Annotated in this window: 21 protein-coding genes; 11 read left to right on the forward strand and 10 right to left on the reverse strand. The window is 50.0% G+C overall.

Annotation, left to right across the window (positions count from 1 at the left end; translation table 11 throughout):
* Positions 1–286 precede the first annotated feature (286 nt).
* Both BM030_RS06560 and BM030_RS06565 read right to left on the reverse strand, forming a co-directional pair.
* A complete protein-coding gene (locus BM030_RS06560) occupies positions 287–1,879 on the reverse strand; it encodes an ATP-dependent DNA ligase (RefSeq protein ID WP_090972454.1) in 1,593 nt (530 codons plus the stop codon).
* The gene (locus BM030_RS06565; RefSeq protein WP_090972456.1) at positions 1,876–2,868 is read right to left on the reverse strand and encodes a ligase-associated DNA damage response exonuclease; all 993 of its coding nucleotides are present in this window, start codon (positions 2,866–2,868) and stop codon (positions 1,876–1,878) included. The genes BM030_RS06560 and BM030_RS06565 overlap by 4 nt, the downstream gene beginning before the upstream one ends.
* A gap of 132 nt (positions 2,869–3,000) precedes the next feature.
* Between BM030_RS06565 and BM030_RS06570 the strand changes: the two genes are divergently transcribed.
* On the forward strand, positions 3,001–3,447 hold the full coding sequence (locus BM030_RS06570) for an acyl-CoA thioesterase (protein WP_211657538.1): 447 nt from the start codon (positions 3,001–3,003) through the stop codon (positions 3,445–3,447).
* A gap of 84 nt (positions 3,448–3,531) precedes the next feature.
* Here the strand turns inward: BM030_RS06570 and BM030_RS06575 are convergent, their stop codons facing one another.
* Positions 3,532–3,972 carry an Hsp20/alpha crystallin family protein gene (locus tag BM030_RS06575; RefSeq protein ID WP_090972458.1) on the reverse strand — a complete coding sequence of 147 codons (441 nt, stop codon included), beginning with the start codon at positions 3,970–3,972 and terminating at the stop codon, positions 3,532–3,534.
* Positions 3,973–4,100: 128 nt separating this feature from the next.
* The gene (folB, locus tag BM030_RS06580; RefSeq protein WP_090972460.1) at positions 4,101–4,472 is read right to left on the reverse strand and encodes a dihydroneopterin aldolase; all 372 of its coding nucleotides are present in this window, start codon (positions 4,470–4,472) and stop codon (positions 4,101–4,103) included.
* A 396-nt stretch (positions 4,473–4,868) separates the two neighbouring features.
* Between folB and BM030_RS06585 the strand changes: the two genes are divergently transcribed.
* Positions 4,869–6,626: a coiled-coil domain-containing protein gene (locus BM030_RS06585; RefSeq protein ID WP_090972463.1), complete on the forward strand. Its 1,758-nt coding sequence runs from the start codon at positions 4,869–4,871 to the stop codon at positions 6,624–6,626.
* Positions 6,627–6,707: 81 nt separating this feature from the next.
* On the opposite strand, the gene BM030_RS06590 is transcribed toward BM030_RS06585, so the two are convergent.
* From BM030_RS06590 to BM030_RS06605, 4 genes are all read right to left on the reverse strand, one after another.
* Complete coding sequence (locus BM030_RS06590) at positions 6,708–7,229, reverse strand: DDE-type integrase/transposase/recombinase (RefSeq protein WP_262987341.1); 522 nt, start codon at positions 7,227–7,229, stop codon at positions 6,708–6,710.
* Positions 7,211–7,573, reverse strand: a complete 363-nt coding sequence (locus BM030_RS06595; RefSeq protein ID WP_090972467.1) for an IS3 family transposase — start codon at positions 7,571–7,573, stop codon at positions 7,211–7,213. Before BM030_RS06595 ends, BM030_RS06590 begins: the two co-directional genes overlap by 19 nt.
* Positions 7,570–7,845 carry a transposase gene (locus BM030_RS06600; RefSeq protein ID WP_090972469.1) on the reverse strand — a complete coding sequence of 92 codons (276 nt, stop codon included), beginning with the start codon at positions 7,843–7,845 and terminating at the stop codon, positions 7,570–7,572. Before BM030_RS06600 ends, BM030_RS06595 begins: the two co-directional genes overlap by 4 nt.
* Positions 7,846–7,920: 75 nt before the next feature.
* Positions 7,921–9,486, reverse strand: a complete 1,566-nt coding sequence (locus BM030_RS06605; protein WP_090972471.1) for an ATP-binding protein — start codon at positions 9,484–9,486, stop codon at positions 7,921–7,923.
* A 157-nt stretch (positions 9,487–9,643) separates the two neighbouring features.
* On the opposite strand from BM030_RS06605, the gene BM030_RS06610 reads away from it, so the two are divergent.
* From BM030_RS06610 to BM030_RS06625, 5 genes are all read left to right on the forward strand, one after another.
* On the forward strand, positions 9,644–10,291 hold the full coding sequence (locus BM030_RS06610) for a hypothetical protein (RefSeq protein ID WP_170845651.1): 648 nt from the start codon (positions 9,644–9,646) through the stop codon (positions 10,289–10,291).
* A 3-nt stretch (positions 10,292–10,294) separates the two neighbouring features.
* Positions 10,295–10,672, forward strand: coding sequence for a hypothetical protein (locus BM030_RS06615; protein ID WP_090972476.1), 378 nt, complete (start codon positions 10,295–10,297; stop codon positions 10,670–10,672).
* 42 nt (positions 10,673–10,714) lie between these two features.
* Entirely contained in the window at positions 10,715–10,915 is a 201-nt protein-coding gene (locus BM030_RS20325; RefSeq protein WP_262987339.1) for a KilA-N domain-containing protein, read from the forward strand.
* Positions 10,916–10,967: 52 nt separating this feature from the next.
* Positions 10,968–11,348, forward strand: a complete 381-nt coding sequence (locus BM030_RS20330; protein ID WP_262987340.1) for a KilA-N domain-containing protein — start codon at positions 10,968–10,970, stop codon at positions 11,346–11,348.
* 357 nt (positions 11,349–11,705) lie between these two features.
* Positions 11,706–12,308: a hypothetical protein gene (locus BM030_RS06625; RefSeq protein WP_090972478.1), complete on the forward strand. Its 603-nt coding sequence runs from the start codon at positions 11,706–11,708 to the stop codon at positions 12,306–12,308.
* Positions 12,309–12,316: 8 nt separating this feature from the next.
* Here BM030_RS06625 and BM030_RS06630 read toward each other — a convergent pair whose 3' ends face one another.
* Positions 12,317–13,018, reverse strand: coding sequence for a helix-turn-helix transcriptional regulator (locus BM030_RS06630; RefSeq protein ID WP_090972480.1), 702 nt, complete (start codon positions 13,016–13,018; stop codon positions 12,317–12,319).
* Positions 13,019–13,298: 280 nt separating this feature from the next.
* On the opposite strand from BM030_RS06630, the gene BM030_RS06635 reads away from it, so the two are divergent.
* Positions 13,299–14,471, forward strand: coding sequence for an acyl-CoA dehydrogenase family protein (locus BM030_RS06635; RefSeq protein ID WP_090972482.1), 1,173 nt, complete (start codon positions 13,299–13,301; stop codon positions 14,469–14,471).
* A gap of 43 nt (positions 14,472–14,514) precedes the next feature.
* Positions 14,515–15,258 (forward strand): 3-keto-disaccharide hydrolase, encoded by a 744-nt coding sequence (locus BM030_RS06640; protein WP_090972484.1) that lies wholly within the window; start codon positions 14,515–14,517, stop codon positions 15,256–15,258.
* An 88-nt stretch (positions 15,259–15,346) separates the two neighbouring features.
* Here the strand turns inward: BM030_RS06640 and asnB are convergent, their stop codons facing one another.
* Positions 15,347–17,044, reverse strand: coding sequence for an asparagine synthase B (gene asnB, locus BM030_RS06645; protein WP_090972486.1), 1,698 nt, complete (start codon positions 17,042–17,044; stop codon positions 15,347–15,349).
* Between the two features lie 417 nt (positions 17,045–17,461).
* On the opposite strand from asnB, the gene purN reads away from it, so the two are divergent.
* Together purN and purH are read left to right on the forward strand one after the other, a co-directional pair.
* Positions 17,462–18,034 (forward strand): phosphoribosylglycinamide formyltransferase, encoded by a 573-nt coding sequence (purN, locus tag BM030_RS06650; RefSeq protein ID WP_090972488.1) that lies wholly within the window; start codon positions 17,462–17,464, stop codon positions 18,032–18,034.
* A gap of 35 nt (positions 18,035–18,069) precedes the next feature.
* A complete protein-coding gene (gene purH / locus BM030_RS06655) occupies positions 18,070–19,596 on the forward strand; it encodes a bifunctional phosphoribosylaminoimidazolecarboxamide formyltransferase/IMP cyclohydrolase (RefSeq protein WP_090972490.1) in 1,527 nt (508 codons plus the stop codon).
* The last annotated feature ends 8 nt before the right edge of the window (positions 19,597–19,604 follow it).

Consider the following 19,604-nt stretch of genomic DNA (forward strand, 5'->3'; position numbering starts at 1 on the left):
TTTGAGCAGATTTACCAACGCCTTATCCCCGTAATTCCCTTACATTGTTAAAAACCATATTAACCTTGATTATAAAATAAGCCAACATTAACAATTCATCGTATTTTCATCGTATTTCTATCGTATTTTCATCGTATTAAATACGATGAAAATACGTTAATCATAGGTATCTGTATAGTTTTTCAGTCAATTTATTATTGAACTTTGATAGGCTCAATATCGGCTTTGACATATACCGGTTATGAGCGGTTCCCCGACACGATCCAAAGCGCACCGTTCCGCTCATTTACATTGCATCAAGCAGCTGCTGCAAATCCGCGCGCGTGTTCGCCTCGCCGGCCTTTTTGTCGCGCCGCCAGCGCAAGATGCGCGGAAAGCGCAGCGCCACGCCCGACTTATGCCTGCTGCTTTCCTGGATCCCCTCAAAAGCGATTTCGAACACGTGGTAGGGCTCCACGCTACGCACGGGTCCGAAACGCTCCAAGGTATGTCGCTTTATCCATCCATCCAGTTCGGCGATTTCCTTGTCGGTAAGTCCGGAATAGGCCTTCGCAAAGGGCACGAGCGTGCCATCGTCGCCCCATACAGCAAATGTATAATCGGTATAGAGATTAGCCCGCCTTCCATGGCCGCTTTGCGCATAAATCAACACCCCGTCTACTGTCAGCGGATTAGTCTTCCACTTCCACCATTGACCTTTCCGGCGGCCGCTTCCGTACGCGCTGTCTTTGCGCTTGAGCATCACCCCCTCACAGCGGAAATCCCGGGCCCGCTGACGAAAAATCTCCACCTCGCCCCAATGGTTAAAGGGCATCAGGTCTGACAGCAGCAACACATCAGGAATGGCGGTGGAAGACAATAACGTTTCCAGCAGGTTTCTGCGGTATTGCATGGGCATTTCCCGGATATCCTGCCCTTTCCATTCCAGCAGGTCAAAGCATACCATCGCCAGCGGCGCCTCCCGGAGTATTTTCGGCGACAGCGCCTTCCGCCCGATACGCGTCTGCATCACCTGGAATGGCAGCGGTTGTCCGGCCCGCCAGGGGATTATTTCACCATCGATAACCGTGCCGTCCGGCAACACGTCTTTCAGTGGTCCGAACTCTGGAAATTTATCCGTGAGCAGATCCTCCCCCCTGCTCCATACGAAAAGCTGTCCATTGCGTACGATAATCTGTCCGCGGATGCCGTCGAGTTTCTTTTCGATGTACCACTCCGCGATGTCTCCGAGCAATTCCGGCGCGCCTTCCAACTGGTAGGCTAAGTAGAACGGATACGGCTGGAAATCCCGTATGCCGCGTTCCGGTTCTGCAAATAGCGTCGCCATTGTTTCTTTTGCAGGCAGCCATTTGCCCATCAAACGATGGGCTACCGCAGCCTCATCGATGTCCAGGTAAACAGCCAGTGCCTTAATCACCAACTGGCGGGATACGCCCATCCGGAAGTTGCCGGTAATCAGCTTCGTGAAAACAAACCGTTCGTCTTTGCCGAGATGCCGCCAGTAGTTGGTGATGATTTCCTCTTTTTTTTCATCGTTCAGTTCCGGCAACGTTGCGAGTTCCTCAATAACCGATGGCAGCGGATAATCGACAGCCGACGTGCCTGGCGGCAGCATAAGCGCTATGGCCTCGGCCAGGTCGCCCACGATATGGTACGATTCCTCAAACAGCCATTGCGGGATTCCGCCCATGTCAGCCGCCCAACGTTTAAGGTCGGCCGTCCGCACAGGCCGCTTCGGGCGGTTACCTATCAGCAGCGCAATGGCGTACAGTTTGCTCCGGTCGTCGGTCAGCCGCAGGTAGTCCACGATGGCGGCCACCTTGTCGTTTGTCTTGGTGGTCCGGTCGATCGCCACAAACAGCTCCGTAAACAACTTCATGGCTCGTCCTCCTCGGCAGCAGCCCCCTGCAGGTGCACTTCAGACGCCCGGAGTCCGTAGCGTTCGTGCAGCCACCGGGCAAAAGGTCTCTCATAGCCATGCGTAACGTATACATGTTCGGCACCCGTGGCGGTCACCGCACGATTGAGCTGTTCCCAATCGGCATGGTCAGAAAGCACAAATCCGCGGTCTACCCCTTTGCGCCGCCGCGCACCGCGCAACTGCATCCACCCACTGCACATCGCCACACGGTAAGGCATCAATTTTTTCAGCCACGGGGAACCCAAGGCCGATGGCGGAGCTACAACGGCATAGCCCCTTCGTTTTTGGAGGTTCGTTTCCGGAGAGAGGTACTCACCCGGAAAACGGTAACCGTCGGCGATAAGCGCCGCATTCACATTGGCCACGGCTCCGTGCAGGAATACCGGGCCCAGAGCAACATCCAGGTGCCGCAGGAGGGTCTGCGATTTTCCAAGCGCATAACCCAGCAACACCGTATTCATGCCCTCGGAAGCATTTTGTGCCCACCAGGTGTTGATTTCAGAAAAGACGGCCTCCATACGCGGAAACCGGTAGATAGGCAGGCCAAAGGTAGATTCGGTTACAAAATGGTGGCACCGCACCGGCTCATAAGGCGTGCATACCCCATCGTCGGCCAATTTATAGTCGCCTGACACCACCCATATCTCGCCCGCATATTCGAGCCGTACCTGCGCCGAACCAACGATGTGCCCCGCCGGATGCAGGCTTATCCGTACGCCATTGGCCGTGAAGGATTCCCCGTAGTCCAGCACCTGCACGGCGATCTCCGGTCCCAGCCGAAGCCGGAGAATAGGCGCCGTATGCCGGTGGCACAGATAACATCCCATACCCCACCGGGCATGGTCGCCATGCCCATGGGTGATGACGGCCCGCTTCACGGGCTGCCAAGGATCGATATAGAGATCCGCCTGTGGGCAATAAATGCCCTGTTCAGTAAATTCCAGCATCGTTGGATGGTAAACAAAAATAGTCCCCCTTGGTTTATGTAATTATTGCTATGTTTGATGCAGTCTGTATGACTGCTGCTCGGCTGTCACGTGCAGCAGCCATGCCGGATCCATCCGATTAAAAAAACAATTATGCAGATCAAGAACGTTTTCTACGAAGGACAGGTCATTTGGGCACAGATTGATGCCAACAGGCACTTACGGCATTCCGCCTATGCCGATTTCTGCGCGCAAGCCAGAAGCAATATGCTGGATAAAATCGGACTTTCGCTCGGCCGGATTGCCGAGGCCGGCATAGGGCCCGTGCTTTTCCGCGAAGAACTGGTATATCTGCGGGAGATACACCTTAACGATGCCGTGGCGGTAACGGTTGAGCTGACCAGATATAACGCCGCCAATTCGCGGTTTTCGTTCCGTCATGAAATTTACCGGTCGGACGGCACGAAATGCGCCGTGGTTACGGTGGATGGCGCCTGGCTGGATCTCCGTAAGCGGAAGCTTACCGTTTTACCCGCCGACTGGCAGGCCATCGTGGAGCAGCTCCCCAGGAGCGAAGACTACCAGGAGGTATCCACCTGATGCCCCGAAGAAGAAAAAACCCGCGAAGCTCCTGGCCTCGCGGGTTTTCCAGCTGGTTACCCAATTAATCCTCCGCATTGATGCTTACTGCACTTCAATCAAGCGGGAAGCTATCTTGGCTTCTTCTTTTTTGGCGATGTCGACCCTCAAAACACCATCTTTGTAGTTGGCGCTGATTTGGTTGTGGTCAATACTGTCCGGCAACGTAAATGAACGGGTAAATGAAGTATAGCTATATTCACGCTTGCTGTACTTTTTGTTTTCCTCAGCGTTTTCTACCTTCTTCTCGCCGGAAATCGTCAGTACATCACCGTCCACATTGATTTTAAAATCCCCCTTGTCCAGACCCGGAGCCGCCAGCTCGATATGGTAAGCATCGTTGGTCTCGGCTACATTCACCGCGGGAACCCGTGAAATGAAGCGATCCGAAAAAAACGAATCATTAAAAACCGGGCTGAAAAAGTCATTTACCCAATTATCCACGCCCCTGTTTTTGTTGCTGTTTGAAAATTTAACCAATGTCATTGTTCAATCCTCCTTTGCTTTTAATTTCTGGTAACCGCTTTCCAAAAGATATACCAACAGGAAAATCAAACTGTTTAAATGACTTTTTGTCATCAAATTAAAATAACAAATGACTTTTTGTCACCAATCTAATTTTCCCGCTGCCAGAACAACGCAACCTGGGCTTTGGCATGATCGCCGCCGAAAGGAGGCCGGAGCTTGGTAATAGCTACCTCCGCATCGCAGATGAAGGGAAACTCCTGCAACACACGGTTCAGTATCGCTTCTACCACGGTTTCCAACAGTTTGCGTGGTTGCTGCATTTCGTCTTTAACGATGCTGTACAACACTTCGTAGTTTACCGTATTAGTGAGCACATCTTGCTGTTCTCCCGTTTTGGTAAACCCCACGTGCAAGGCCACGGTAAACTCATTTCCAAGCAGCTGTTCTTCCGGATAGAAGCCATGATAAGCAAAAAAGCGCAAATCGGTAAGCGCCACCCGTTGACGGACTTTTTCCATACAGCAAACCTACCGATAATACAGCAATTACACCAAATCAAATACCTGTGCAAACCTGATGATATCCGCTGATGTTTGTTGACCCCCGCATCGCATAGCAAAATGAAAAATACCCAAAAGTGGGTATTTCCTGAACGATGACCGCCGGGTAAATTTGTACCATAATAGCCGAAACTTACGTAATTGACAACCTAACGAGACACTGTGCCCTGAAATAGGATAGAAAGTGTAGCTATCATAGCAAGCAAACAATATCAATGAACAAAAACACAACGGAGATGAAACAGGCCAAGAGAAGCCTGGACGAATGGGTTGCGAAACAGAGAAGAGAGGGATATCAAGTTATCCTTACGGATTTTCGTTCTCGGTGCAGGGATTTGTAAAATAACGAAAGAAATGAAAACAGTCAACTTAATCTTAATTCTATCTTTTTGGTCCGTTGCCCTATGGGGGCAGACAAACTTTGTGGATAGCACTTCATGGATCCAGTATAACTTTCAAACAGGGAGTTATTTAAAGGACATCAAGCGGATTAAGGTACACACCCCGGTGGTTTTTGAGATTCGGAACATCAATCCATTTGCCTATACTGTAACTGTAACGCCTAAAGATTCGGTTGTGGCAAGATCTTCTTTTGACAAGGAACTGCTGGAAGCAATTACGAATTCGGAACTCCAAAAAGGAGCTGAAAAGTTATCGGCTACGCAGGTCGAAGTAAATAGTAGTGTGGCGAACCAAGCGCCGGAATTGGTGACAGCTGATTTCAAAAACGGAACGGACGGGAAATCGAAAAACCAGGAATCTTTTAACAAGATTTCTGAAATTGTTAAACTGCAAGAACAGAGCTGGGAGTTGAAGGAAAAGCTTCAATCTTATCAAGACAGCTTGAACCGGATAGAAAGCCATATATCGAAAATAGGGAACGACACCACTAATGCTCAATCTAAAGACAGCGCAGCGATAGCAAAAGTGAAGGAAATGGAGGAAATAAGGAAAGCCGAATATGATACCCTGCAGTCCGAGGCAAAGAAACGCCTGACGGAAATCGAGTATAAGACAAAGAAATTGCAAAAAGAAGTCAATGACGCGTTGAAAACATACGAGAGCCTGCTATCTACCTTTATTCAAAAGTATGATGCCTTTCTCATCGACAGCCGTTATCTTCTCAGAATGCTGCGTTACACCAATTCGATCAATGCCGTAGCGGATAACCCGCAACTGGATTACAACCTGTTTAAACGGCAATTCAAAGGAGATGTTGATAGGATGTCAGCGGAGCTCTTCAAAAGCCTCAATGAAATAGACAATTATAAACGTAGTCATTCCGAATTAGCGGATGCCTATTTCCGGTTGATTTACACACCGGCGTTGGACAGTATCATGGAACCCAGCGGTATTGCCAAAGCGCAGGCCTACCCCAATTTTTTGAAAGCAAAAGCCGATGGACTTTCGAAATGGTTCGCAGATTATGCGGCTGACAATATTATAAAACAAGCCATTTGGGTAGCATCAATTCTCAGTGACAGCACGCAATACAATTTTCATTCAAGCCCAATCCAGCCGGAGAACGACTTGCTGCAGTTTGAGGTCAAGATTGCTAAACGGCGCCCTGTCCATCCAAACGCACTGTACCGGGAAAAGAATTTCACTTACCGCCAGCCTTTGTATGGAGGCACACGGGTCGACTTCAGTCTTGGATTGGCCGCAAGCTATTATTGGAATGCTCCCACCTATGAGTTAGATACAGAATCGCGGATAACCAAGGCCGGTCCAGACCATATGGTTGCGCCCGCCGTGTTGGGTATGGTTACCATGAGCCGGCGAAGAACCGGGTATATCGCTTGGGGTGGCAGCGCCGGACTGGGGCTGGACATCAATGAAGGCAAGATTCAACTGAGCAACTTCTTTATCGGCCCCACAATGCTTTTGGGAAAATCCGAACGCATATTCCTGTCATTAGGCGCGTCATTGAAAGATGTAGGCCGTTTGAAGTCGGGATATGAATACACAATTGGTGATAAGTTGGGAACTGAGATCCCTCCCACCTCGGATTTATCTTCTTATATGGCCAAACACTATAGAATCGGGGTCTTTGCTTCGATTACTTATAGCCTTACCAAAGACGCCTTGGCGATGATTAAAAACCTCAGGTGATTTTTGGACTTCGCCCGAATATAATTCCCCCAAAACTTTGGACAGATTTTGTTAAAAAATTAAGTGATATCTGGTTTTCCATTATGCTGCTTTTTTTGGCACCATTTTGTAAACGGTCTTTGGGATTTGATCTTCCAGACTCTGGTGTCTTCTTTCCGAGTTATAGTATTCAAAATAGGTTTGTAACCCCTGATAGCACTGCAAGCCATCGCTGGCGGGGAACAGATATACATGTTCGTATTTAACACTCCTCCATAACCGTTCGACGAAGATGTTGTCGATCGCCCGTCCATTACCATCCATGCTGAGCCGGATTCCCTGATGAGGATGAGTGACCCAATCACAGAATTCATAAGCGGTGAACTGGCTGCCCTGATCGGTATTAAGTATTTCCGGAACGCCATACTGTTCTGTGGAGGCTTGCAGGGTCTGCCTGCACCATTCCGAGCTCATCGTATTAGACAAAGACCAGCCCACTACATAGCGGCTGTACAGGTCAATAATGGCACATAAATACGGATACCCGCCCTGGACGGGAATATAGGTGATATCCATAGCCCAAACCTGATTGCAGCGTTCTACCTTTACATCCCTAAAAGATATTTATAAACCCGGTGCTGCGATCCCTTACCACGTTTACTCGTGTTGGGTTTAGGTCCAACGGCCGAGAGCCCCATCAGACGGTAAAGGGGCTCAATGCGTTTGGGATTGATCTGATAACCCTTATCTTTCCGTAGCCAGGTGGTCGTCCGCGGGACACCCAGCCAAGGGTGCAGCATATATTCTTCGTCGATCAGACGCATCAGCTCTAGGTTAAGCCTGCTCTGGGTTACCGGTTTATAGTAAAAACTACTGCGCGATACCCCAACCAACTCACCTTGTCGGCCAATACTCAAACGCCTCGCCTTGTCAATCAGCTGCAGTCGCTGCCGTCTATTTCTGTTCATGACAAGGCTTTTTTTAAAAAATCAATCTCAATCTTCTGCTGACCGATTACCTTCAGGTAGTGCTCTTCTTTCTCCTGGGCTTCAGTCTTGGCGTCCTTGACCGGCTGGTCAAAAACTGAGCCCGCGTTTTGCAGAAACTGGGCCTTCCAAGCGCTGATCTGCGCAGGATGGATCTCATGCTTACGACCCAATTCCTGGATCGTGTAACGCTCGCTCAAGGCCTCCAAAACAACTTTGGTCTTGAAGTCCGAAGTGAATTTCCTTCTACTCATAATACAGTAAATTTAAACAAAGTTATAATTTAATCTACTGCCCCAGTTTCCGGGGGAATTATACTCTGGTATAAATCACGGTCCGACATCCCTTACCAGATAAGCTTCAACGGCTTTCTTTTCTGAGGAAAAACGCACGCCGATAGCCACTTTCTTTCGGCCGTCGGACTGGAACGGGCGGAAATAATCCTTTTCGATGATCTGGTTCAGCGCCGTTTCGGCAGGCTGGTCCAGCTTGAACTCCAGCACGTAGATGTGCGTGGGCGTGAACACCGTGATGTCCGGCCGCGTAGCGGCGTAGTTCCGGTCGCTCTCCATCATCACATCCAGCAGGCCGAAGGTATTCTGGATGATGGCGTGGTAAAACTGTTCTTTCGCTCCCGCCCACAGTGTGTTGGGAATGTGGGAAAACAGCGTATCGACCAGTGTCATCACCTGTTTGATGTCCCCGGCACGGAATGCCTGCAAAAGGCGCAGCACGTTGGGGCGTACCTTGCCCGAGGTTTCGTAACTGTACGCAGATAGCAGGAATACCTGCATGCTTTCCCTTACTTCCAGATTGGGGAAGTCCAGTGTATATATCCGGGTTTTTGCATCGTAATCCTTGACAGTCAGGTACCCCGTCTGGAAAAGGATGGTCACCGGTTCGATGCTGTCGGGGCCGCCGTAGGCTACGCTGTGCCCCAGCAGGTCGTTGAGCGACTCCGGCCCTACGAGCACTTCCCCGCTGGGAAATTCCAGCCTCGGGTTGCGGCGGATCATATCGTAGAAAAATGCGGGTGTACCGGTCTGGAACCAATAATTCTGAAACTCCCGGCTTTTCAAAAAGTTGAGCAAAGAAAACGGATTATACAATGTATCTGTTCCTCCCCACGTATAGCCGTTGTACCAATGCTTGATGGTTTCGAGGATAGCAGGGTCGGCGGCCCGGAGTTCTTCGATTTCCGGGGCGAATGTCCGCTCCAGCTCCGGCTGGGTAATGCCGACCAGCGGATTGAACTGCCTGCCGAGTGTGATGTCTTCCAGATGATTCAAGTCCGAAAACAGACTCACCTTACTGAACCGGCTCACGCCGGTGAGCAATAACAGCCGGATATGTTCGTCCTGCCCCTTCAATACCGAGTAGAAGCTCTTCATCACCGAGCGGTGTGCTTCCAGTTTGGCCGGATCATCGAGATAGTCGATCAGCGGCTTGTCGTATTCGTCGATTAATATCACCACCTGCCCATGGGTGGTCGACGCCTTGACAATCAGCTCTTTGAATTGCTGGTCATAGCTGAAATCGCTCAGCTGTATGCCGAGTTGTGCTGCATTGTCGGCAAGCCCTCGGTGGATGGCCGCTTCCAGCCCCTCCGTGCGGACACCCAGGTCGGCAAAATTGAAATGGATTACCGGATGGGTTTTAGACCAGTCCCATTTATCGTATATCCACAATCCTTCAAACAGCGCTTTGTTCCCCTTAAAAAGCTCCTCTATTGTGTCCAGCAGGAGGCTTTTGCCAAAACGCCGGGGGCGGCTCAGGAAATAATAAACACCGGTAGTTACTAGCTGGTAGATGATCTCCGTCTTGTCGATGTAGATATAACCGTCTTCCCGGATTTTCCGGAAGCTCTGGAGGCCGATGGGGTATTTGCGTAACATGTAACGAAGATACGTCTTTTAAGCGGAAGCCGAAAGCGGAATCCAACGGAGGGGACGAATAAAAATACCTACTTTTGAGTATTTTATGCATATGTTTGATCTCCTATTTTTACAATAGACTGATATCCTCTTCGGCCGGAAAAAGAAACGTCATCAGATGAAAGTAAAAGTCATTCTGTTCACCCTAATTATCAGTCATATATCTTTATCGTTGCGAGCTCATACGATGAGTGAGACCGCTGCATGGCACGCGGTTTACGGAAACCAGCGGGATACACTGGCGATGCTCGTAAGCCGCATAGCCGGATTGCAGCAACAGGCACATGGAAGCCGGCATGGGGCCGGCGAAGACAAAATACGCCTGCAGTTTGCCGGCGATAATTTCCGCGTAGCGGAAAACGGGGAGTTCCGCTACCGGGCTGTTTTTACCAAGCGGGGTGAGAAACCCATGGTCATCGATAAAACGGTTGATTTTACCGGTATCGCTTCGATTTATCCCCTGCCCACCTCGGCTGATGATATCGGTGCACTCCTGATACGTTACGATAGCGGCGATACGGTCTCGTTTTTCTACAGGGACAGCGGTACGGCAGGCGGTGAATTGCTGGGCTACGTCCTGGACCTGGTGTATCACGTGAATAAAGCGAACGGAATAAACCTGGACAGGCTGTTTTCCGACTGGGAAACCGATGTAATAAGGGACCAGACATACGATTCGGTTTCGCGGTTCATTGCCCGGCATCCCGACAGTTTCCTTACGGAGTTTGCCCGCATGGTACGCAACAATAAACAGTCAAAAGATTAACACATGACCACACATTCCTATCCTTCACCGCCTGACATCCCTGCCTTGCAACTGGTCTACCGAAGCTATGCAGGCATACACAGTCTGCTGCGGTTGTTGTCGGCCGGTTTACCGGAACTGCAGCTTGAGTTTTCACCGGACAGCTTCATGGCTTTTTATGAGGATTTCCGGAATCGGGAAACGGAAATCGACCATGCTGCGGGGGAAGCGCTGGAACCCGAATTTTACTGGACAAAGGGCGACGGCTGCTGGGTGCGTGTGTGTTTTGAAGCGCACGAGGGCTATTATGAATGGGGCTGCTATACGTCGCCGCCCAACGTTGACCGCCTCCGGGCGTTTTTCGAGGACGTGAACAGCAACAACGCTAACTCAACTGACTAACATAATTTCTTTTTGTAACTTTAGTGCTTATAGATACAAAAAATGGCAAAAGGAAGAATTCTACAAGTTATACAATCGAGTATAAAGGTCATTACCCAAGACGAAGCCGATTTTATAAGCCTTACAGATATTGCCCGACATAAAGATGCTGGACATACGGACGATATCATCAAAAATTGGATGAGAAACCGGAATACCATTGAATTACTGGGTTTTTGGAAACGATATACAACCCTAATTTAAACCCGTCGAATTCGACGGGTTTAAAAAACAAGCCGGATTAAACAGTTTTGTGATGACCCCAAAACGTTGGATAGAAAGCACCAATGCCATTGGAATAGTATCAAAATCGGGAAGATATGGCGGAACTTATGCACACAAAGACATCGCTTTAGAGTTTGCTTCATGGATTTCCATAGAATTTAAGCTCTACGTTATCAAAGAATTTCAACGCCTAAAAGACGATGAAAACAACCGGCTGAAATTAGAATGGAACTTGCAACGGACATTAGCCAAATGTAAATTATCATATCCACACAGACGCCATCAAAGAAAATCTGATACCAAACAAAATTACCAAACAACAGGCAAGTTTTGTTTACGCCAACGAAGCCGATTTGTTGAATGTTGCCCTGTTCGGGATTACCGCAAAAGAATGGCGAGACAACAATCCTGACAAAGACGGAAATATCAGAGACGATGCAACATTGGAACAATTAGTCGTATTAAGCAACATGGAAAGTATTAACGCTTTACTTATCCGACAAGGGCTATCACAAAAAGAACGTCTCATCGAACTCAATAAAGTGGCGATAACCCAAATGAAATCTTTACTTGAAAGTAATGCAATCAAAAATTAAAATAAGGGAACGAAATAACAATGAATCCAAAGAGACCGGGATCGCGAATTTTTAACCTTTATCCTGATAAAAAAACTATTTTTTTTACCTGAAAGCACAGAATAAGACTGAAAAATACCAGAAACAGGGTGTTTTTTTGCTTTTGCCCCGTTAAAAATTTCATCGATTGAATCATGCAAATCACCTTCAAACGCCCCGTCAGCATCATCCAGATTTTCCGCAATATTCATGTTTACGGTAAAGAGGGGAAAGCGTATGCGGACAGGGCTGAGCAACTGGCATGGAAAGAAATCTCCTCGAAAGCGGGCTACATACAAGACCAGCAACTTTTCCTGCCCCGGACCATTGTGGATGACCCCAGTTTCAGCGGCTGCGACCTGATTACGATGGAAGACAATAATGATACCGGCCAGGGCACACCCAATCGTTGTTTCCATTTTGCAAGACGCAACGTACTTGACATTTTCGAGTTAAAAAAAGGCCCTCCGATTGAACTTCACCTCCGGTACGACCATTTCGAAGTCGGCATGCCCAAAAGGAACAACTTTAAATTGTGTGAGCTGAAAATCAATGAGCCTGTTGAAATCAAAATCAATGGCAAGCTGGATCATACGCTCACCGTCGGGCGCGCACGGACATTCAAAGAGCAGCATTACATTTTTGAATACCTCGGAGACTTTGACGCTTGCCAGTTGCTGCGGGAGCCCTGTCCACCCTATGGAAAGAAAATCCCCGTACACCGGAAAACCGTGGATCTGATCAAGCCGCTCTGGTAAATCGCTTGCTACACCAGATTGAATGCCTGTGCAAACCTGATGATATCATAGTGTGTTTTTGCACCTAATTTCCGTTTGATGTTTCTCCGGTGGGTATTCAGCGTCTTTTGCGAGATATAAGCCCGTTCGCTGATGTTTGTTGGATTTTCGCCCGAGGCGATGTATTGCAGCAATTCCTTTTCCCGTTTGGTCAACGAGGCGAAACGATGGTAATTATCCTTCAGCAACAGGTTTTCGGCCATGAGCCGTTCCGCCTTCTCGGCGAGGTGATGGTTTGGATCCAGTTGCAGGGCAAAGGTGAGCGACAGCAGCGGCCTATCTTCTTCATCGTAAACGAATGGCCGGGATGCACTCAGGTACCATTCAAAAGATTGGTTCTGCCCGGTGGCCACCTGTTGGAAAAAGGAAAACCATTGTGTTTGGTTAGGAACCTTCAGCAACTCCATGAACTTAGGCAGGTAGAACTGCACATCGTCCGGATTGAAAAACTTGGTGAAATAGTCCTGTCCAAGCTGCCGTATTTCTTCTTGGGTAGCCCCCAGCGCCTGCAAGCCACGCTGTGACATGTAAACCACGGTAAAATCACGCACATCATGGATGATATAAACCGGCAGTTCATCAGCAATCGCCTCAAGCGCAGCCAGTTTTCGCACGGCCACATTGCGCACCGCATCACTGCAATTGAATCCAGCAGGCAACAAATCGGTCATCAGTCTAAGTTTTAGGTTATTTCGCCCGGTAAAGTTAAAAAAATACCCGAAAGTGAGTATTTTTTTTCATAGAAAAAGTTCATAACACTGTTCGTCACATTGCAGGTTATATTTTTACGGCTGGGCAAATAGTGGCTGGTATAGGGAAGTACGCCTCCGGGCCTTTTTTTTTGAAGACTGCTAAAAACGCGAAAAGAAGGCGGTTTACCGGATAACCATCGGGAATTACCTATTCATTAAACCAGATTTTATCCCTATACTTGTATGCTAAATAGACGATATGAGCCAATATAAAGCGCCGGATTATTACCTCCTGGACGAACTCATCGGTGAGGAGCACCGGCTTATCCGCGACAGCGTGCGGCAGTGGGTCAACAGGGAGCTGCTGCCGATCATTGAAGAATATGCCCAGCGGGCGGAGTTTCCGCGCCAGCTGCTTCCCGGCATGGCACAGTTGGGGCTGTTCGGCCCTACCATCCCCGAGGAGTATGGCGGTGCCGGGCTCGACTACCTGGCGTACGGCATCATGATGCAGGAGCTGGAACGGGGTGATTCGGGCATCCGCTCAACGGCTTCTGTGCAGGGGTCGCTGGTGATGTACCCCATCTATGCGTTCGGCAGCGAGGAGCAGAAAAGGAATTACCTGCCCAGGTTGGCCAACGGGGAACTCATTGGCTGCTTTGGCCTTACCGAGCCTGACCACGGCTCCAACCCGGCGGGAATGATCTCGCGCTTTGAGGACGACGGGGATCATGTGGTGCTCAACGGCGCCAAGATGTGGATTTCCAATGCGCCCTTTGCCGATATCGCCATCGTGTGGGCCAAAAACCCGGAAGGAAAGGTACAGGGCATCATCGTGGAGCGCGGCATGGAAGGGTTCAGTACGCCGGAAACGCACAATAAGTGGAGCTTGCGGGCTTCGGCTACGGGCGAACTGGTGTTTGACAACGTGCGCGTACCCAAAAGCCATATCCTGCCGGGTGTTACGGGGATGCGCGGACCGTTGAGTTGCCTCAATCAGGCCCGCTATGGTATTGCATGGGGCGCGCTGGGCGCGGCAATGGATTGCTATGACACCGCGCTGCGCTACGCCAGGGAACGGGAGCAGTTCGGCAAGCCTATTGCAGGGTTCCAGCTGCAGCAGAAAAAACTGGCCGAAATGATCACGGAAATTACCAAGGGGCAATTGCTGGTATGGCGCCTGGCCACGCTGAAAAATGAAGACCGCGCTACGCCGGCCCAGATATCCATGGCTAAACGCAACAGCGTGGCCACAGCACTCCACGTGGCCCGAGAGGCCAGACAGGTGCTTGGCGGCATGGGCATCACCGGCGAGTACCCCATCATGCGGCACATGATGAACCTGGAATCCGTGGTTACCTACGAGGGTACTCATGATATCCATCTGCTGATTACGGGGATGGACGTCACGGGAATAAATGCGTTTAGTTAGCCTAACGCAACGGCATGTAAATAAACCAAGTAAGATAATAGTAATGAATTGTAACGCGTTAATTTCTACCGGAGCACTGGCGCTGTTGGCGCTTCCGGTGTTGGCACAGCAGACTAAAATGAAACCTGAAGAAACTGAAGTATGGGAGCCGGAACCGCGCGTGGTTACCACGGCACCGGACAAGGCGCCGTCAGATGCCATCGTATTGTTCGACGGTACGTCGCTGAGTGAATGGGTGAGCGCTAAGGATGGTTCTTCGCCCGCCGAATGGGATGTGGCCGACGGTGCTTTTACCGTGGTAAAGGGCAAGGGAAATATCCAGACCAAACAGGAGTTTACGGATTACCAGCTGCATGTGGAATGGCGGACACCGACGGAAATCGAGGGCGAAGGCCAGGGCCGCGGCAACAGCGGCGTCTTCATGCAGGGGCGTTATGAAGTGCAGGTGTTGGATAGTTATAATAACCGCACTTATTCCAACGGTCAGGCGGCCAGTCTATATAAACAGCGTATGCCACTGGTGAACGCGACCAAGGCGCCCGGTGAATGGCAGACGTATGATATTATCTGGACGGCACCGCGCTTCAATGCGGATGGCATCTTGATAAGCAAAGCCCGCGTAACAGTGCTACACAACGGTGTTCTGGTGCAGAATAACGTGGAGCTCGACGGCGCAACCCAGTTTATCGGTATTCCCAAATACCAGGCGCATGGACCGGGCCCTATCGTATTGCAGGACCACGGAAATCCGGTGAGTTTCCGCAATATCTGGATTAGGCCGCTTTAATGGTGACTGGTGACTGGTGACTGGTGATTGGTGATTGGTGATTGGTGGTTGGTGTTCGTGAAGCCAACCACCAACCACCTTCCACTAATCACAATGCTTCGGCTACTTTGGATTTCTCTTTTTCGTAGCTTTCGTTGTGGACTGCAGCGACGGCGCGTCCGGACGGGTCGTTCAGGTTCTGGAACGATGCGTCCCAAGCCAGCGCCTCGGGCGTGCTGCAAGCCACGGATTTAACCGAAGGCACGGTCAATGCAGCAGTGTCTGACGGGAAATGCTCGGCGAAAATAGACCGGTATAGGTATTCCTCCTTGTTCTTCGGCGGATTGATGGGAAACCGCTCTGCGGCACCTGCAAGCTGTTCGTCGCTTACGCGTTCCTCGGCTTGTGCTTTCAACGTATCTATCCAGCTGTACCCGACCCCGTCGGAAAACTGCTCCTTTTGCCGCCACGCAATGCTTTCGGGCAGGTAGTCTTCAAAGGCTTTGCGCACAATCCATTTTTCCATGCGCCCTTCCCTGATCATTTTGTCTTCGGGATTGAGCCGCATGGCAATGTCGATAAACTCCTTATCCAGGAACGGCACCCGGCCTTCTACGCCCCAGGCGGCAAGTGACTTGTTGGCCCGCAGGCAGTCATACAGGTGCAGCTTACCCAGCTTACGGACCGTCTCCTCGTGGAACTCCTTGGCATTCGGCGCCTTATGGAAATAGAGATAGCCGCCAAACAGTTCGTCCGACCCTTCTCCGGAAAGCACCATCTTGATGCCCATGGATTTAATGACCCGCGCCAACAGGTACATCGGCGTAGACGCGCGCACGGTGGTTACATCATACGTTTCTAAATGATAGATAACATCGCGGATGGCGTCCAGGCCTTCCTGGATGGTAAAGTTAATCTCGTGGTGGATGGTGCCGATATGGTCGGCCGCCTTCTTGGCCGCCACCAGGTCCGGTGATCCTTTCAGCCCCACGGCGAACGAATGCAGCCGTGGATACCAGGCTTTTTCCTGATCGTTTGATTCTACCCGTCGGGAGGCGAATTTCTTGGTTATGGCCGCAATGACCGACGAGTCTAAACCGCCGGATAGCAGCACTCCGTAAGGCACGTCAGACATCAGCTGGCGGTGCACGGCGTCTTCCAGGCCCTTGCGTAGGGTGTCGATATCGGTTACGTTATCTTTCACATGGTCATACTGTTCCCAGTCGCGCGTATACCACTTCTTCGGCTCGCTGCCTTCCTTGCTGTAAATGTAATGCCCCGGAGGGAATGTTTCTATGTGGCTGCAATACCCCTCAAGCGCCTTCAGCTCGGAGGCTACAAAAACCGTCCCCTTTTCATCGCGACCGATATAGAGCGGGATGATGCCGATGTGATCACGCGCAATAAGGTACGCGTCGCGCTCAGCGTCATACAGCGCAAACGCGAAGATTCCATTCAGGTCTTCAATGAAATGCGGTCCTTTCTGTTCATATAAGGCCAAGATGACCTCACTGTCACATTGTGTGGAAAATTGGTAGCCGGGCAGTTGGTTCCGGAGCTGCTGGTGGTTGTATATCTCGCCGTTTACGGCAAGCACGATATTCCGGTTCGGGCTGTACAAGGGCTGTTGCCCGGATTTGGGATCAACAATTGCTAAACGTTCATGCGCTAAAATAGCTCTTTCTGAGCTATATATCCCCGACCAGTCCGGTCCGCGATGACGGATTTTCTTCGACATCTTCAGTACCTGGGGACGTAACTCTTCCGACTTTGTCTTTAAGTCAAAAGCTCCGATGATTCCACACATATATGAATGAGTTAAGTGTTACTTACAATTATATGCTGCAAAGTAACGAATTAAATATTGAAGTTTGCAACAAAATATGTAATTTTTAATGATTTTTTCAATAAAAAGACATTTTTTAAGAAATACTATTAACAAAACAACCGATAGACTGTCACAATTCCAATACAACTCCAACATGTTGAAACGTGGATATCGAACAGTGAATGGATATGTTTTTTGGTTAGCCGCTGTATAAAAACTATTTTTGCGTGCCCAAAGATAATGGCTTTGTTGAATTTATTCAACGTTTGGGGCATTTGTTTTATTTAACGAACTTTTCTAAGTTTGGATACGCCATACGTTGCGCAAACGGAGGGCCTATCACTCCGGCGGTGCGGTTAGGGCACTGCGGAAAGACGCATATCAATCATTAATAACGTGAAGAAACGAATCGCTATTTTTGCTTCAGGCTCCGGTTCGAATGCCCAGAAGATCATGGAGCACTTTAAACATCATGACACTGCCGAAGTGGCGCTCATCCTGAGCAATAATCCGGACGCTTACGTATTGCAACGGGCAGATAATTTTGAGGTGCCCACGCATGTCTTCGACAGGCAGGCGTTTTACGAAACCGATGAGGTGGTACGGTTGCTGGAAAAACTCCACATCGACCTGGTGGTGCTGGCCGGTTTTCTCTGGCTGGTGCCGCAAAACCTGCTGCAAAAATTCCCCAATAAAATCATCAACATCCATCCGGCGTTATTGCCGGCTTATGGGGGCAAAGGAATGTATGGCGACCGCGTGCATCAGGCGATACTGGATGCGGGGGAAGAGGAATCAGGCATTACCATCCATTTTGTAAACGAGCATTTCGACGAGGGGGAGATTATTTACCAGGCGCGTTTCCGCATCGAGCCGGGCGACAGTCTGGAGGTGGTCAAATTCAAGGGCCAGCAACTGGAACATCTGCATTATCCCAAAATAATTGAAAACCTCCTGAAGAAGATGTAAGTTTGCGGCTCGTAAATTAAATAGCTACATTATACATGAGCCATCCTGTCAAAATAAAAAATGCGCTGGTCTCCGTTTATTACAAAGAAGGCCTTGCCCCGTTAATCCGCTTGCTGCACGAATTCGGTGTTACCTTTTATTCTACCGGCGGCACCGAAACATTTATCCGTGAACTGGGGTACGACGTGGTGCCGGTAGAGGACCTTACCGGTTATCCTTCGATACTTGGGGGGCGGGTAAAAACGCTGCACCCGAAAGTCTTCGGCGGTATCTTATCGCGCAGGCCCCTGGAAGCCGACGGCCAGCAGTTGCAGGAATACGAAATACCGGAAATAGACCTGGTGATTGTAGACCTCTACCCGTTTGAAGAGACCCTGGCGTCTGGAGCGGCTGAGCAGGACATCATCGAGAAAATAGATATCGGCGGGATATCGCTTATCCGTGCGGCAGCCAAGAATTTCAACGACGTGGTCATCCTTGCTTCCAAAAATGACTATGGCCGGCTGGCGGATATCCTTGCCGAAAACGAAGGGTATACTTTTTTGCAGCACCGCAAGGATTTTGCCAAGCGGGCGTTCAACGTGTCGTCGCACTACGATACGGCGATCTTTGAATACTTCAACCAGGACGAACCGCTTCAGGTATTCAAAAAAAGCGAACAGCAGGCACAGGTACTCCGCTACGGCGAGAATCCTCACCAGCGGGGTGTCTTCTATGGCCAGCTGGATAAACTGTTCGACAAACTGAACGGAAAAGAGCTGTCTTACAACAACCTGGTGGATATAGACGCCGCCGTGGCGCTGATAGACGAGTTTGAGGCGCCCACTTTTGCCATCCTGAAACATACCAATGCCTGCGGTGTGGCGTCGCGCAGCGATCTGCTGTCTGCTTGGCTCGATGCACTGGCCTGCGACCCGGTTTCGGCCTTTGGCGGGGTAATTATCTGCAATGGTGAAATCGATGCAGAAACGGCGGCCGAAATCAACAAGCTCTTTTTTGAGGTGCTTATCGCACCCGGCTATTCAGCGGAAGCTTTGCAGCTGCTGGCCGGCAAGAAAAACCGGATATTGCTTAAGCGGAAGCCCACCGTGCTTCCTCCCACGCAGTTCAAGTCGCTTTTAAACGGCGTCATCGAGCAAGACAAAGACGCGGTTATTGAAGGCGCTGAACAAATGGAGCCGGTAACAGACCGGCAGCCTACGGAGCGGGAACTGGAAGACCTGTTCTTTGCCAATAAAATCGTTAAACATACCAAATCAAACGCCATTGTCCTTGCCAAAGACGGGCAGCTGTCTGCCAGCGGCGTGGGCCAGACTTCGCGGGTGGATGCGTTGCGCCAGGCTATCCTGAAAGCCAAATCGTTCGGGTTTGACCTCAATGGCGCGGTGCTGGCTTCTGACGCGTTCTTTCCCTTCTCAGACTGTGTGGAAATCGCCGCCGAGGCGGGCATCACGGCCATCGCCCAGCCGGGCGGGTCGATACGCGATAAAGAATCGGTGGAGATGGCAAACGAGAAAGACGTGGCCATGGTGATTACAGGAGTGCGGCATTTTAAACATTAAACAAAAGG

The sequence above is a fragment of the Parapedobacter composti genome (assembly GCF_900112315.1).
GTDB classification, from domain to species: Bacteria; Bacteroidota; Bacteroidia; order Sphingobacteriales; family Sphingobacteriaceae; genus Parapedobacter; species Parapedobacter composti.